The organism is Thermococcus sp., from assembly GCF_015523185.1.
In the GTDB taxonomy this organism is placed as follows: Archaea; Methanobacteriota_B; Thermococci; order Thermococcales; family Thermococcaceae; genus Thermococcus.
Map to the genome: position 1 here is coordinate 22160 of NZ_WAKV01000019.1, position 12746 is coordinate 34905.

A 12746-nucleotide genomic window follows, 5' to 3' on the forward strand; every position below is an offset into this window, starting at 1 on the left:
TGAAAATGAGCTGGACGACACCCAAGAGGGCTTTCCTTGGAGCGGCCACCGCCGAAGGCGGAACCAAGCTCAACGCCTTTGACAACGCTCTCCTCAAGCTGGGCATAGGCAACGTTAACCTAGTCAAGCTCAGCAGTGTCATTCCTGCGCACATCGAGTGGATGGACAAAGTCCACGACGTTCCGATTGGAATGCTCCTCCCAACGGTCTATGCCCACATCGAGAGCGACGAGCCTGGAATGACCATCAGCGCCGCTTTGGGAGTCGGGATAAGCAAGAACAACGAAGGGGGATTAATCTATGAGTACGCGGGTTACTGCACCAAGGAAGAAGCTGAGAGGATAGTCAGGAAGATGGTAGAGGAGGGCTTTGCCAGCAGGGGCTGGGAACTGGCGGAATTCAAGGTCGCGAGCGCCGAAATCACCGTTAAGGACAAGCCAGCGGCAGCGATAGCCGTTGTTGTCATGTTCCCCTACTGAACCCTTTTCCTTTCAACCAGCGTGAACTCGTTTTCCCCAGTTCTTTGAAAGACCATCTCGTATCGAAGCCTTCCCTTTGTGGCCCAGACTTCGACTATCGAGTCGCCAGTCATCCACAGAACCTCGAAGCCGAGCTTTACCAGCGACTCGCTCAGGGGACCCTCAATTTTCGCTCCTGGAATTAGGAGCTTTGGAACACCTTTTCCCTGGAGAAAACGCCAGAGAGAAAAGAACAACGCCCTGGGACTGTCATCATCAGCAGGAAAGACAAAGAAAAGCACTCCATCATCGAGAAAACGCTCTAAACGATAGTCATCGAAAAAGGCTACGTTAATGTCAACGTCTAACTTAGGGTTAGCGTTTATTTCACCAACTATGTGAGGTATCCCATTATCGTCCCGCGTTATTTCACTCCATAGAGTGGTTATCCTCTGAGCGAGCCTTCTTCTAAGTTCCGTCTCAGACATCAATACTAACTCTCAGAGGGGCCTTAATAACTTTGTCCCGTGAAAACCCATAGGTTTAAAACCACAAAGCTGAGCTAACCTCAGGTGAGGCTTATGGGCTACAGCGAGGAGGAGAGGGCATTTATCGAGTGGTATCCCCGGGGCTACGGCGTTGGATTCAAGGTCAAGGAGAGGCTCTTCGAGACCCAGACAAAATACCAGAGGCTCGAACTCTACGAGACTGAGGGCTTCGGTAAACTGCTCGTTCTCGACGGCACGGTCCAGCTCGTCGAGGTCGGCGAGGAGAGCTACCACGAGGTCCTCGTTCACCCAGTAATGCTCGCGCACCCGAGCCCGAAGAGAGTCCTCATCATAGGCGGCGGCGACGGGGGAACACTAAGGGAAGTTCTCAGATACGACGTCGAAAAGGTTACTATGGTTGAGATAGACGAGATGGTGGTGGAGGTCTCGAGGATTTACCTCGGAATTGATAGGGGGGCCTTTGAGGACCCGAGGACCGAACTGATAATTGGAGACGGCGTGAAATACTTGGAGGAAACCGGAGAGCACTTCGATGCCATAATCGTTGATTCAACAGACCCCGTTGGGCCGGCCAAGTTGCTGTTCTCGGAGGAATTCTACAGAACTGCTTACGAGAAGCTCAACGACCCCGGAATATATATCACTCAGGCGGGGAGCGTTTACCTCTTCACCAACGAGCTCCTTGATGCGTACAGGGCCATGAAAAAGGTCTTCGACAGGGTCTACTACTTCAGCTTCCCGGTGATAGGCTATGCATCTCCTTGGAGCTTCCTCGTTGGGGTTAAGGGGAAGATAGACTTTGGAAAGATTGACATCAGCAGGGCCCCCAAGGAGCTCTACTACTACGACCCGGAGAGGCATGAGACCCTCTTCCAGATGCCAAGATACGTCAGGGAACTCCTTGAGAAGGAGTGAAAACCGTGAAAAGGAGAAAGCTCTGGACTCTCCTCGTTACGGCCCTCATAACGGCATACTTAGTGCATAAAGTCTATTCGGAAGCATCTAAAGTAAATCTGAGTGTTTCTTCTCTGCTATCTCCGTACTTCCTGACGGCCGTAGCCACTGGTTTTATAGGGTACATGCTCTACACAATCCTCTGGTATATCTATGTCCACCATGCCTCGAGAGTCTCGTTTAGAAGGACTCTTCTGGCAACGCTCTCGGGAACTTATTTGGGGTTCTCACTCAACACTGCAGTGGGCGTTCTGGTGAAAGTCAAGTTACTTGGAACCGACTACTGGTACACTATGGGGGTTGGATTGCTGGCCATAGCCACTGAGTTTTTGTCGGGGCTTCTCCTTATTGCTATCATTGGGAAGAACGTTACCGCCCTAATCCTTGCTCTCGTTCTTTTTATTGCAATAGTGTTTGACAAAACGACGTACTATTTCATATACTCCCTTCTCAGACCAATTAACCGGCTGAAAACTCTTGAGGAGATGTACTCTGGATGGCACCGTGCCCGGGGGAATACGAAGACCGTTCTTCTGGCCATCACCGCTGGAATCCTGCTCGCGCTGACTAACTCAGCTACCCTTTACCTAACGGCCAGAACCTTTGGGATTCATGAGAGATATATCAGCTTCCTTGAGGCGATTCTATACTCAAACTTCCTAGGGGGTATCCTTGGAACCCCAGGCGGAATAGGGGCAAACGAGCTTGGTATTACACTCGCGATAGGGGACAGTCCAACGGCGATAGTCGTTGCGTTTCTCTACAAGTTCATAACCCAGTACGCCTACGCCCTCGTAGGTGCAATCGCCTTCTACCGCCTGGTGACCGAGTAAAAACTAATTAAGTAATAGCCCCAAAACAAAACTATCGGTGAAGTTAATGAAAAGGGACACTATCATCGAGATTGACCGCAGGATAAAACGCCTTCAGGCGGAGATTGATATAGCCGAAGCGAACCTGAGAAGAATAGAAGAATTCGGTGCTAGAGCTAAGAGCCTCAAGGTTAAGGATTACTCAATTTATTACCTTGCGGGTATGTTACTGTGGTTTACAATTGGCCTTGTCATAATAGTGTTCATCTCAAAAAGGTCTCCCTCAGGAGTTGCAATACCCACAGGTCTCTACATCCTGATGATAGTTGCCTTCAGCGTGCCCCTAATCTACTACCTCCTGACCCGGGAAAAAAAAGAAGAACCGGGAAGGGAGTTTCTTGAGAGGGAGAGGATGGCTAGACTAGTTCTCAAGGCCTTTTATGAGCCCCTGAAGAGGGCCGTTGAAAGCGATGACAGGAAAGCTTTGGAAACCCTAGCGGAAGAGCTCCTGAACAACCCCTCACTAGCGAGCGCAATAGAGCGTCTCGGCGAGGGAAACCCAAAGTTGATGGCCTACGGGCTGTTGCTCTACGCGAGGTTTGAGCGTAACCTTGTGGATGAGGTGAAGGAGACAATCGCGAGACTGCACAACAAACCCTTGAAGGCACTCCTCACCACCCTGTTGGATGGGTCGGGGAAAGGTTATAACGGCGAAGGGGTTTCAGATACAGGGGAAGAAGATGAGGTTTGAGGTGCTCACTAAAGATGACATGAACGCCCTATCAAGGGAGCTCAGTAGGGCGGGAATAATGAACAAGACCCGGGAGGAAACCAGGGCGGAGATTGAACACTACGTCGTAATTAGGGGAACCTACGCAGAACTCGTGGAAATAGCTTCCAGTGTTCCTGCCATTGGGGAGGAGCTTGAGGCAGTTAAGCTAGCCTACGATGAACTCATTGAGGACTGGAAACCGGGCGAAACCAAAGAGCTTGGAACTCTCTTCGAGGAGCCAGATTTGCCAAAGCTCTCGGTTGTGAGTGCATTGATTGAGGCGAACGCCATCGAGGAAACCGAGGGGGGCTTCCTCCTTAGGGAAAAGCTTCCATTAGACACGCTCACCCTGGAGCTCCGCTTCCCGGTGGAGGAAATCGGTGAGGAACTGGAAGAGCTGGAGGAAGAGCTCAGCGCGACTCTTGTAACTGAATACACCCTCGAAAAGCACTACTACGTCGAGGTTCTTGAAGTTGAAAGGGAGCTCATTGAGACTGCCCTTGAAATTGCGGAAAGCTACGCAACAGAGGAGAGCTACGTTGAAGCGATGTTCGATGGAATAGCCCGCTCCGTTCTGGCAGAAAAAATACTTGAGCTCGCCGAGAAGTACAGGAGGAAGAACGAGCTCATCGAGGCAATCATGGAGCTTGAGCCAATAACCGTCGAGGGCAGAAACGAGAGGATAAACATCTACTACGACGAAGATGCCATGGAGGACTTTCTCAAAACACTCCAAACACTCGGCTACCTCAAGGTCAAGGGCAACAGGATATGGGTTTAGCAAAGTTTAAAAACAGGAATCAAAACTCCGCTCGGGGGTGGAGGAGATGGCGGTGCTGAAGGCCATAAAGATTAAGGACAGGGACGGGGAGATACTCTTCCGCTGTCCGAGGTGCGGAATGGTCTTCCGCGATGCCAAGGCCTTCACGAGGCACGTGAACAGGGCCCATGGCTATCTCTTCCGCAAGTGATTTCCTTCTTTTCTTGCGGGATGAAGAAACAGCCAGGATCCTGAGAAGTGATGAGCGGAGGGCTTAGCCGACCGCTACTCGCGCATAACTATCTCCTTGGTCAGCCTGACTATGAACGTCTTTCCAACCTTTTCCCTCTCGACTAGCTGTTTCTTCTCGAGCTCTTGGATGATTCTGCTTATCGTCGGCCTTGAGTAGCCGGTTAACTCAGGCAACTCCTCCTGCTTGACGGTTCCCCCTCTGTCGAGAATTGCCTTCACCACTATGCGCTCCTTCTCGGTTAAGACCTCAATAGGGACCTTGTTGGCCGACCACTTCTTCTTGGCGTAGTAGAGGGAAGCCGGAATTGCTATCGCGAGAGTGACTATCACGGCACCTATAACGAGGGTCCAATTGGTCTTAGCCGGCACCGTGGAGGATGAAACCGTTATCGTTATGCTCTCCTTCACCCAGTAGGTCTGATAACCTAATGCCTGGAGTTCTTTCTCGATGTTCTTGGACATGCCCGCGCCGATTAGAACGACTTGTCGTGGATGAAGTTTTTTTAGACCTTCAATTACTGACTTCGAGAGGTTATCTGGATTCGTTAAAAGAAGGGGGTTATTGTATGTCATCGCCCACCTAGCGGCGGCTAAGGCCGAGCCGTAGTCACTGGCACTTGCAAGGACAACGGTGTTAGCACCGTTTGGGTAAAACTCCTCGGCAAGCTTAACAGAGGTGTCTACCCTTGTTGCTCCACCTATTCTGGTCACTTGGAACCCGAGGCTGATTAACTGCTCCTGCACTTTCTGACTAATGGCTTTATAGTCACCTATTACGAGTACCTTATACCAGCCAAACTGCTCGTAGCTCTGGAGCTGAGCAAGAGTTGCCGTATCGAGCTCGTTGGGATTAACGGGAAGAATAGGGACACCAAGGAGCTTTGAATATGGGATGGCAACTATGTAGTCAATCAGGTTGTCGTTTCTAACGATTATAATGTCGTAGGGAGAGCTTTCTGTTTGGGCATGAACGGGATGAACGAGTGAGATTAGGGACATTAGAACCAGTGCAAAGACAAAGAACCACATACGTTTGCCCATTTCACCACCTAAAAAGGGAATTAGGAGAGGCTTTTAAAAGGTTTTTCAAAGCTCGAGCTCTTCGCCGGGCTTGAGGATTATAACCTCAGCCCTGTCCCCTACGAGCTTCTTGAACTCCTCTGGATTGGCTGAAATCGGTGGCCATGTGTTGTAGTGCATCGGCACGACTTTCTTCGGTTTGAGGAGCTCAACTGCCTTTGCCGCTTCTCTTGGCCCCATCGTGAAATGGCCGCCTATTGGAAGCAAAGCCACGTCAATCGGTCCGTAGAGCTCGCTGAAAAGTCCCATGTCGAGGAACACGAAGGTGTCCCCAGCGTGGTAGATGGTCTTTCCGTCGAGCTTGACGATATAGCCGGAGGCGTTCCCTATGCTGTGAACCCCGTCACTGCTTGAGTGCCAGGCTGGAACTTGGATGATTCCAACGCCGTCTATCTCCGTTGGCCCGTAGTTCATGCCTATCGTCTCAACGGAACCGTTGGCCTGCTGGTTGATGTAGTTCGCTACGTCGAACATGGCAACAATCTTCGCCCCAGTTCTCCTGGCTATCTCTATGGCATCTCCAATGTGGTCGCCGTGGGCGTGGGTGACCAGAATAAGGTCGGCCTCAATTTCCTCCGGCTTTACAGCGGCCTGCGGGTTTCCGCTGAGGAAGGGGTCTATCAGGATTCTCTTGCTCCCCTCGATGTAGAAAGCGGCATGTCCCAAAAAGCGAACCTTCACCATTTTCACCACCTCCGGAATTAAAATAACCGGAGCTTACTTAAAGCTTTCGATGGTGGAAAACGCCCATTCATGAACGCAAATAGCTCAATAATGTCCCAAAATTCCCCGATGCTCTCTTTGGGAAAGCTTATATACGATTCCACGGAGATTTTAACGGTGAGGCTCATGGACATAGACTACTTCTTCAAACCGAAGGCCATAGCCGTTATTGGTGCATCGAACGACCCGTTAAAACTCGGCTATGAGGTCTTTAAGAACCTCAAGAAGTACAAAGACGGCAAGGTTTATCCCGTCAACGTCAAGGACGAGGTCGTTCAGGGGGTTAAGGCCTACAAGAATGTCAAGGACATCCCGGACGAGGTTGACCTCGCCATAATAGTTGTTCCAAAGAGGTTCGTCAAGCAAACGCTCATCGATTGTGGAGAGAAAGGCGTCAAAGGGGCGGTTATCATAACCGCTGGTTTCGGCGAAACCGGCGAGGAAGGCAAAAAAGAGGAGCGCGAGCTGGTGGAGATTGCCCATAGATATGGGATGAGGCTCATCGGTCCGAACTGCGTCGGCGTTATGAACACTCACAACGACATGAACGCGACCTTCATAATGGACGCGAGAAAGGGAGACATAGCCTTCGTCAGCCAGAGCGGTGCCTTGGGAGCGGGAATCGTCTACAAGACGGTTAAAGAGGGGATAGGGTTCTCGAAGTTCGTAAGCGTCGGCAACATGGCCGACCTTGACTTCGCGGAGCTCATGGAGTATCTGGCCGACACAGAGGAGGACAAGGCAATAGCGCTCTATATTGAGGGAATAAAGGACGGAAGGAAGTTCATTGAAGTTGCCAAGCGCGTCACCAAGAAGAAGCCCGTTATAGCGCTAAAAGCCGGGAGAAGCGAGAGCGGGGCAAGGGCCGCTTCAAGTCATACCGGCTCTTTAGCGGGAAGCTGGAAGATTTATGAGGCGGCCTTTAAGCAGAGCGGCGTTCTTATAGCCGAGACCATAGACGACATGCTCAGCATGGCAAGGGCCTTCACACAGCCACTGCCCAGAGGAAAGCGCATCGCGATAATGACGAACGCAGGTGGTCCGGGAGTTCTCACCGCGGACCAGATTGACAGGCGCGGGTTGAAGCTGGCCGACCTTGAGGAGAAGACGATAGAGGAACTGCGCTCCTTCCTCCCGCCGATGGCGGCAGTTAAGAACCCGGTTGACATGATAGCCTCCGCGAGGGGAGAGGACTACTACAGGACGGCGAAGGCCCTGCTCAAAGACCCAAATGTTGACATGCTCATAGCGATATGCGTCGTCCCAACCTTCGCGGGAATGACGCCCACGGAGCACGCCGAGGGAGTAATCAAAGCTGTTAAGGAGGTCAACAACGGAAAGCCAGTTCTGGCGCTCTTCATGGCGGGTTACGTCAGCGAGAAGGCCAAGGAACTGCTCGAGGCTAACGGAATCCCGAGCTATGAGAGACCGGAGGATGTGGCCGCTGGTGCCTACGCCCTCGTTCAGCAGGCGAAGAACGCTGGTGTTTTGGAGGATGAGTGAGATGGAGGTCAAAGCGGATCCCCATGAAAGAAAAGTTCCCAAGATTCCCACCAATCCAGTTACTATAGACGACCTCTATGAGAGAATGAAGACTCTGGTGGGGGAAATTAAAGAGGATCCCCACAGAATCCTACGGGAGATGCGGAATGCTCGTGGTTGACACATCGGCATTCATCGACTCAATCATTCCAGTTAAAGGTAAAGAAGATAGGAACAGACTGGCGAGAAGGGCAATCTCTGCCGCTGAGGCCAGTGGAATTCCCGTACTAATGCCTCGCCTAGGGGTAGTTGAAACCATAAGTTTAGTGAAGAGACTAACCGGCAAAGAGGAGGCGGTTGATTTAACAGTGGAATACCTTGAGGCAAAGGTTCTGCAAGTCTCTGAAGACTGGATCTTCGAGGATGCGAAGACGATAGCCCGGAAGATTCATCCAAGGGCTGCGGATTCCTACTTCATAGCCACTGCCAAAAAGTTCAACGCAATACTCATATCGTCCGATAAAGATATGGTGGCCCATGCTAAGAAGATGGGTATTAAAGCGTTTTATATTTTGGATGAAAAACAACTTAACGAATACCTTGATGAGATATCCGGAGGTGCCGTTTAGATGGCAAAGGTTACGGATATAGTGTTATGGGACAAGCCAGGGGAGAGGGTGCTCCTTCTCGGGAATCAGGCCATAGCGCGCGGTGCTTTAGAGGGCAACATAGCGGTTTTCGCAGCGTATCCCGGAACACCGAGCTCAGAACTTACCGACACGATGGCAATGGTTGCCAAAAAGGCTGGTGTCTACATGGAGTACTCCACCAACGAGAAGGTGGCATTTGAGACTGCTTTGGCCGCTTCATGGAGTGGCCTTAGAGCAATGACGGCAATGAAGCACGTTGGCCTTAACGTCGCCATGGACAGCTTCATGACAGCAACATACATGGGAGTCAACGGCGGGCTGATAGTTATGGTGGCAGATGACCCGAGCATGTGGAGCAGTCAGAACGAGCAGGACACAAGGGCGATAGCCAAAAACGCGGGGATTCCTGTTTTGGAACCCTCGAGCGTTCAGGAAGCGAAGGACATGGTAAAGTACGCCTTCGAGGTGAGCGAGAAGTACGGGCAGATGGTAATCCTTAGAACAACAACCAGAAGTTCCCACATGCGTGGTGACGTTGTTCTTGGAGAACTGCCCGAGGAGATAAGAAAAGCCAAGAGAAAGTTCGGGAACTTCAAGAAGAACCCCGAGAGGTACGTTGACATACCAGCCTTCCAGAGGAAGAAGCACCCCTGGTTGCTTGAAACTATCGAGAAGTTCCGCGAGGAGTTCAACGAGAGCCCCTTCAACTGGATTGAAGGCGATGAGAACGCGAAGGTCGGTATAATCGCTCCGGGTCTCAGCTACGCCTACGTGAAAGAGGCCCTAGCATGGCTCGGTGTCGAGAACGTCAAGTTGCTCAAGCTCGGAACGCCGTATCCGGTTCCATACGGCCTGCTTGAAAAGTTCTTTGAGGGACTTGAAAGGGTCCTCATAGTTGAGGAGCTTGAACCGGTCGTTGAGGAGCAGGTAAAGGTCTGGGCCTACGACAAAGGCCTGAGGATTCCGATTCACGGGAAGGACCTTGTTCCCCGCGTTTACGAGATGACGACGAGGAGAGCTGTAGAGGCCGTAGCAAAGTTCCTCGGCCTGGAAACACCGATAGACTTCGAGGAGATAGACAGAAAGTACGAGAAGGTCTCAAAGATAGTCCCGCCGAGGCCCCCGAGCCTCTGTCCGGCCTGTCCGCACAGGAACACATTCTACGCGATTAGGCGCGCCGCAACTCCAAGGGCCATATTCCCGAGCGATATAGGCTGTTACACCCTCGGCGTTCTGCCACCGCTCAAGACCGTTGACACCACGATAGCGATGGGTGGCTCCATAGGTATGGCCCATGGCCTCGACGTCGCTTTGAACGGCGTTCCAGGTGAGGAAGAGAGGAAGACAGGGAAAGAAAAGAAGATAATCGTTGCCACCATAGGAGACTCGACCTTCTTCCACACAGGACTTCCGGCTTTGGCAAATGCCATCTACAACCGCTCCAATGTGGTCATAGTCGTCCTTGACAACCTCGTCACGGCAATGACTGGTGACCAGCCCAACCCTGGAACCGGAGACACTCCCCACGGGCCCGGTAAAAGGATACTCATAGAGGAAGTCGCAAAGGCCATGGGGGCGGACTTTGTTAAAGTTGTGGACCCATATGACATAAAGGCAACTGAGAAGGCAATCAAAGAAGCTCTGGCCGTTGACGGCGTAAGCGTTGTCGTTGCCAGACAGCCCTGTGCACTCTACAGGATAGGTCAGATGAGGCGCGCTGGAGAGAAGTGGCCCATCTACCACGTCATCGAGGACAAGTGTACTGGCTGTAAGATATGTATCAACGCCTACGGCTGTCCGGCGATATACTGGGACGCCGAGAAGAAGAAAGCTAAGATAGACCCGACGATGTGCTGGGGCTGCGGTGGTTGTGCTCAAGTGTGTCCGTTTGGAGCCTTCGAGCCCATGGAGGAGGGTGAGTGAGATGAGGGAGTATAACATCGTTATCACGGGAGTTGGCGGCCAGGGAATCCTCACGGCAGCAAACCTGTTAGGCTGGGCGGCTTTGAGGGCTGGCTACAAGGTTCGCGTTGGCGAGGTTCACGGAATGAGCCAGCGCTTTGGTTCGGTCATAGCCTACGTCCGCTTTGGCGAAGATGTCTACGGCGCGATGGTTCCAGAGGGAAAGGCTGACGTCATACTCAGCTTTGAGCCGGTTGAGGCTTTACGTTACATTAACTATCTGAAGAAGGGTGGTCTGGTTTTCACCAACGCGAGACCTATTCCACCTGTCCAGGTCTCTATGGGCCTCGCCACTTATCCGAGCTTAGAAGAGATGAGAAAAATCATCGAGGAAGACTTTGGAGGCAAGTTTATGGCCTTCGACGCTGAAGAGCTGGCCCTCAAGGCAGGGAACATCGTTACCACCAACGTCGTCCTCATCGGGGCTTTGACTCAAACGCCCGGCTTTCCACTCTCGGCCGAGCACGTAAGGGAAGTCATAAAGGTCAGCGTTCCGCCGAAGACGATAGACGTGAACATGAAGGCCTTCGACCTAGGAATTAAGGCCGCGAAAGAGATGCTGGGGCTTTGATTGCCCCTCACCCTTTTGCCTCTTTTGTTCTTTCCAAAATGCTTATTAGCACTCAACTGGAATAACTTTTCGGTGCAGCCATGGGGTGCATTGATGGAACGCCGCTCGATGGTTGGAAAATATTCTCCGCTAAAGCAGGCTGTCGGGCATTTAAAGGGAAAGATAGAATCTATCTAATCGAATGGACGGACTATTATGTCGAAGGGGAGAACAACAGTCTCAAGACAGTTCTAATCAACGGCAAACCCGCGAGAATGCTCAAAAACGGACTCTTTGTTGTATCCTTCGGGAATTTTATTGGCCTTTCTAAATTGGTTCTTCTGTTTGAAGGCGGCAAAACAACAAAAGTTCCCGTTGAGGTTCTTTCGCTCAAAGTTTCAAGGATGTACCCAGAGCTTCTCTCGTCATTTGAAGGCTACGGTATTGAAAGGCTCTCACGCCTCCAGAACGCTTTTGTAGGGACATTAACAGGCGAAATTCTTCGGTATTCGAGTTCCATCCCCTTTCAGCTGGAGTCTCCCACTGGGTTCTCGACCTTGGAAAGCGATGAGCCGATCAACGAACTCTTCGCCTACCACTTCCTTCGCTCGAACGGTGAAAGAATCGTCGAGGCCTTTGAAACCGTACTCCGCAGAATGAAGAGGAAGCTTGTGGTTGAAGGGGAATGGATGAGAATAGACGAAGTGGATGAGATAACCCCTGAGACCCTCCTGTCCATCGTCCAGCACCCAAAATACCTGGCTCCCGCGGGGGAGGGTGTTCTGATAGCGGATTACCTGAACGGCTATACCCCAACTAGGGTCTTGGGATACAGGAAGTACGAGAGCTTCGACACTCCCGAGAATCGGTTTGCCAAGTATTTCCTCAACTTGCTAATTGAGTGGAGCGAGCGCGTTCTTGAGGCATTTGGTGGCGAGAGAGATGCAGACATCGAAAGGATACAGGAACTCCTCGGGGAGCTTGAGTTTATAAGGAGCAATGGACTCTGGGAGGACATTGGCGAGATGACGTTTTTTCCATACACCTCACAAACCCTTCTGAAGGGTGACGGCTACCGTGAACTGCTGGAGCTTTACAGGGAATTCACTTCCCACCTTCCTTTCTTCGAGGAGCTGCAGAGGGCGATAGACAATAAGGACATCGCCAAGCTGTACGAGTACTGGGCCTTCTTCAGGCTCGTTGACGAACTCGGAGAGATTCTTGGAAAGAAAGAGCTCAAAATCCACGTGCTTCCTGCAGGTGAGCTCTCTGAGAAAGGAAATGTTTACGCTGAATTCGACAACGGCTGGAGGCTCTACTACAACAAGCGGCTAACCCCAAGGAGGTGGAGCTACTCTGTGACGCTCAGACCAGACTTCTCGCTCTTTAACGGAAATCCCTCAAAGAAAAGCACGGAACTCATTGGAGTCTTCGATGCAAAGTTCAAGCTTGAGGTGGTGGATGAGCCAAAAGAGATAGAAAAATTCGACGAGGAAACTGAAACCGCAGAAAAAACGGGGAATTATGGGACCTGGGCGAAGCTGGAGGATGTTTACAAAATGCACACGTACCGGGATGCTCTTGGGGGTAGGTTTGCAGTCGTGGTTTATCCCGGGAAGAAAAGTCTATTTTTTGACGTAAAAGAAGGTAGGGTTAAGAAATACACCCTGGATGAAGTTTTGATTGGAGAATTAAGCGGCGTTGGTTATCTGAGGTTTGTTCCGGAGGTGGAAAAATGTGATTGGTGATAAGTCATTTGGGACTGGGATTAATAGGGCAAGG

Annotated in this window: 15 protein-coding genes; 12 read left to right on the forward strand and 3 right to left on the reverse strand. The window is 51.4% G+C overall.

What is annotated here, in order from left to right:
- Window positions 1-5: 5 nt before the first annotated feature.
- Window positions 6-479, forward strand: a complete 474-nt coding sequence (locus tag F7B33_RS01985; protein WP_297064836.1) for an arginine decarboxylase, pyruvoyl-dependent — start codon at window positions 6-8, stop codon at window positions 477-479.
- On the opposite strand, the gene F7B33_RS01990 is transcribed toward F7B33_RS01985, so the two are convergent.
- Window positions 473-946, reverse strand: a complete 474-nt coding sequence (locus F7B33_RS01990) for a hypothetical protein (RefSeq protein ID WP_297072841.1) — start codon at window positions 944-946, stop codon at window positions 473-475. The two genes, F7B33_RS01985 and F7B33_RS01990, sit on opposite strands and share 7 nt — an antisense overlap.
- Before the next feature lie 93 nt (window positions 947-1039).
- Between F7B33_RS01990 and speE the strand changes: the two genes are divergently transcribed.
- The 5 genes from speE to F7B33_RS02015 are packed head-to-tail and all read left to right on the forward strand — an operon-like array spanning window position 1040 to window position 4476.
- The gene (gene speE, locus F7B33_RS01995; protein WP_297064848.1) at window positions 1040-1882 is read left to right on the forward strand and encodes a polyamine aminopropyltransferase; all 843 of its coding nucleotides are present in this window, start codon (window positions 1040-1042) and stop codon (window positions 1880-1882) included.
- 5 nt (window positions 1883-1887) lie between these two features.
- Window positions 1888-2754, forward strand: a complete 867-nt coding sequence (locus tag F7B33_RS02000; RefSeq protein WP_297072844.1) for a lysylphosphatidylglycerol synthase domain-containing protein — start codon at window positions 1888-1890, stop codon at window positions 2752-2754.
- Between the two features lie 46 nt (window positions 2755-2800).
- Window positions 2801-3484, forward strand: a complete 684-nt coding sequence (locus F7B33_RS02005; RefSeq protein WP_297072870.1) for a hypothetical protein — start codon at window positions 2801-2803, stop codon at window positions 3482-3484.
- Entirely contained in the window at window positions 3474-4286 is an 813-nt protein-coding gene (locus F7B33_RS02010) for a hypothetical protein (RefSeq protein ID WP_297072845.1), read from the forward strand. The genes F7B33_RS02005 and F7B33_RS02010 overlap by 11 nt, the downstream gene beginning before the upstream one ends.
- A 46-nt stretch (window positions 4287-4332) precedes the next feature.
- Window positions 4333-4476 (forward strand): C2H2-type zinc finger protein, encoded by a 144-nt coding sequence (locus tag F7B33_RS02015; protein WP_297072872.1) that lies wholly within the window; start codon window positions 4333-4335, stop codon window positions 4474-4476.
- A gap of 74 nt (window positions 4477-4550) precedes the next feature.
- On the opposite strand, the gene F7B33_RS02020 is transcribed toward F7B33_RS02015, so the two are convergent.
- A complete protein-coding gene (locus tag F7B33_RS02020; RefSeq protein ID WP_297072847.1) occupies window positions 4551-5558 on the reverse strand; it encodes a cell wall-binding repeat-containing protein in 1008 nt (335 codons plus the stop codon).
- A gap of 45 nt (window positions 5559-5603) precedes the next feature.
- Complete coding sequence (locus tag F7B33_RS02025; protein ID WP_297064843.1) at window positions 5604-6281, reverse strand: metal-dependent hydrolase; 678 nt, start codon at window positions 6279-6281, stop codon at window positions 5604-5606.
- Between the two features lie 165 nt (window positions 6282-6446).
- On the opposite strand from F7B33_RS02025, the gene F7B33_RS02030 reads away from it, so the two are divergent.
- The 6 genes from F7B33_RS02030 (at window position 6447) to F7B33_RS02055 (ending at window position 12712) form a co-directional block, all read left to right on the forward strand.
- On the forward strand, window positions 6447-7823 hold the full coding sequence (locus F7B33_RS02030) for a CoA-binding protein (protein WP_297064840.1): 1377 nt from the start codon (window positions 6447-6449) through the stop codon (window positions 7821-7823).
- Window positions 7816-7983, forward strand: coding sequence for a hypothetical protein (locus tag F7B33_RS02035; RefSeq protein WP_297064825.1), 168 nt, complete (start codon window positions 7816-7818; stop codon window positions 7981-7983). Before F7B33_RS02030 ends, F7B33_RS02035 begins: the two co-directional genes overlap by 8 nt.
- Window positions 7970-8431, forward strand: a complete 462-nt coding sequence (locus tag F7B33_RS02040; RefSeq protein WP_297064822.1) for a type II toxin-antitoxin system VapC family toxin — start codon at window positions 7970-7972, stop codon at window positions 8429-8431. The genes F7B33_RS02035 and F7B33_RS02040 overlap by 14 nt, the downstream gene beginning before the upstream one ends.
- Window positions 8432-10375, forward strand: a complete 1944-nt coding sequence (iorA, locus tag F7B33_RS02045) for an indolepyruvate ferredoxin oxidoreductase subunit alpha (protein WP_297064819.1) — start codon at window positions 8432-8434, stop codon at window positions 10373-10375. It begins immediately after the preceding gene.
- Between the two features lies 1 nt (window position 10376).
- On the forward strand, window positions 10377-10985 hold the full coding sequence (locus F7B33_RS02050; protein WP_297064816.1) for an indolepyruvate oxidoreductase subunit beta: 609 nt from the start codon (window positions 10377-10379) through the stop codon (window positions 10983-10985).
- Between the two features lie 80 nt (window positions 10986-11065).
- Window positions 11066-12712 (forward strand): DUF2357 domain-containing protein, encoded by a 1647-nt coding sequence (locus F7B33_RS02055; RefSeq protein ID WP_297063390.1) that lies wholly within the window; start codon window positions 11066-11068, stop codon window positions 12710-12712.
- Window positions 12713-12746: the final 34 nt, after the last annotated feature.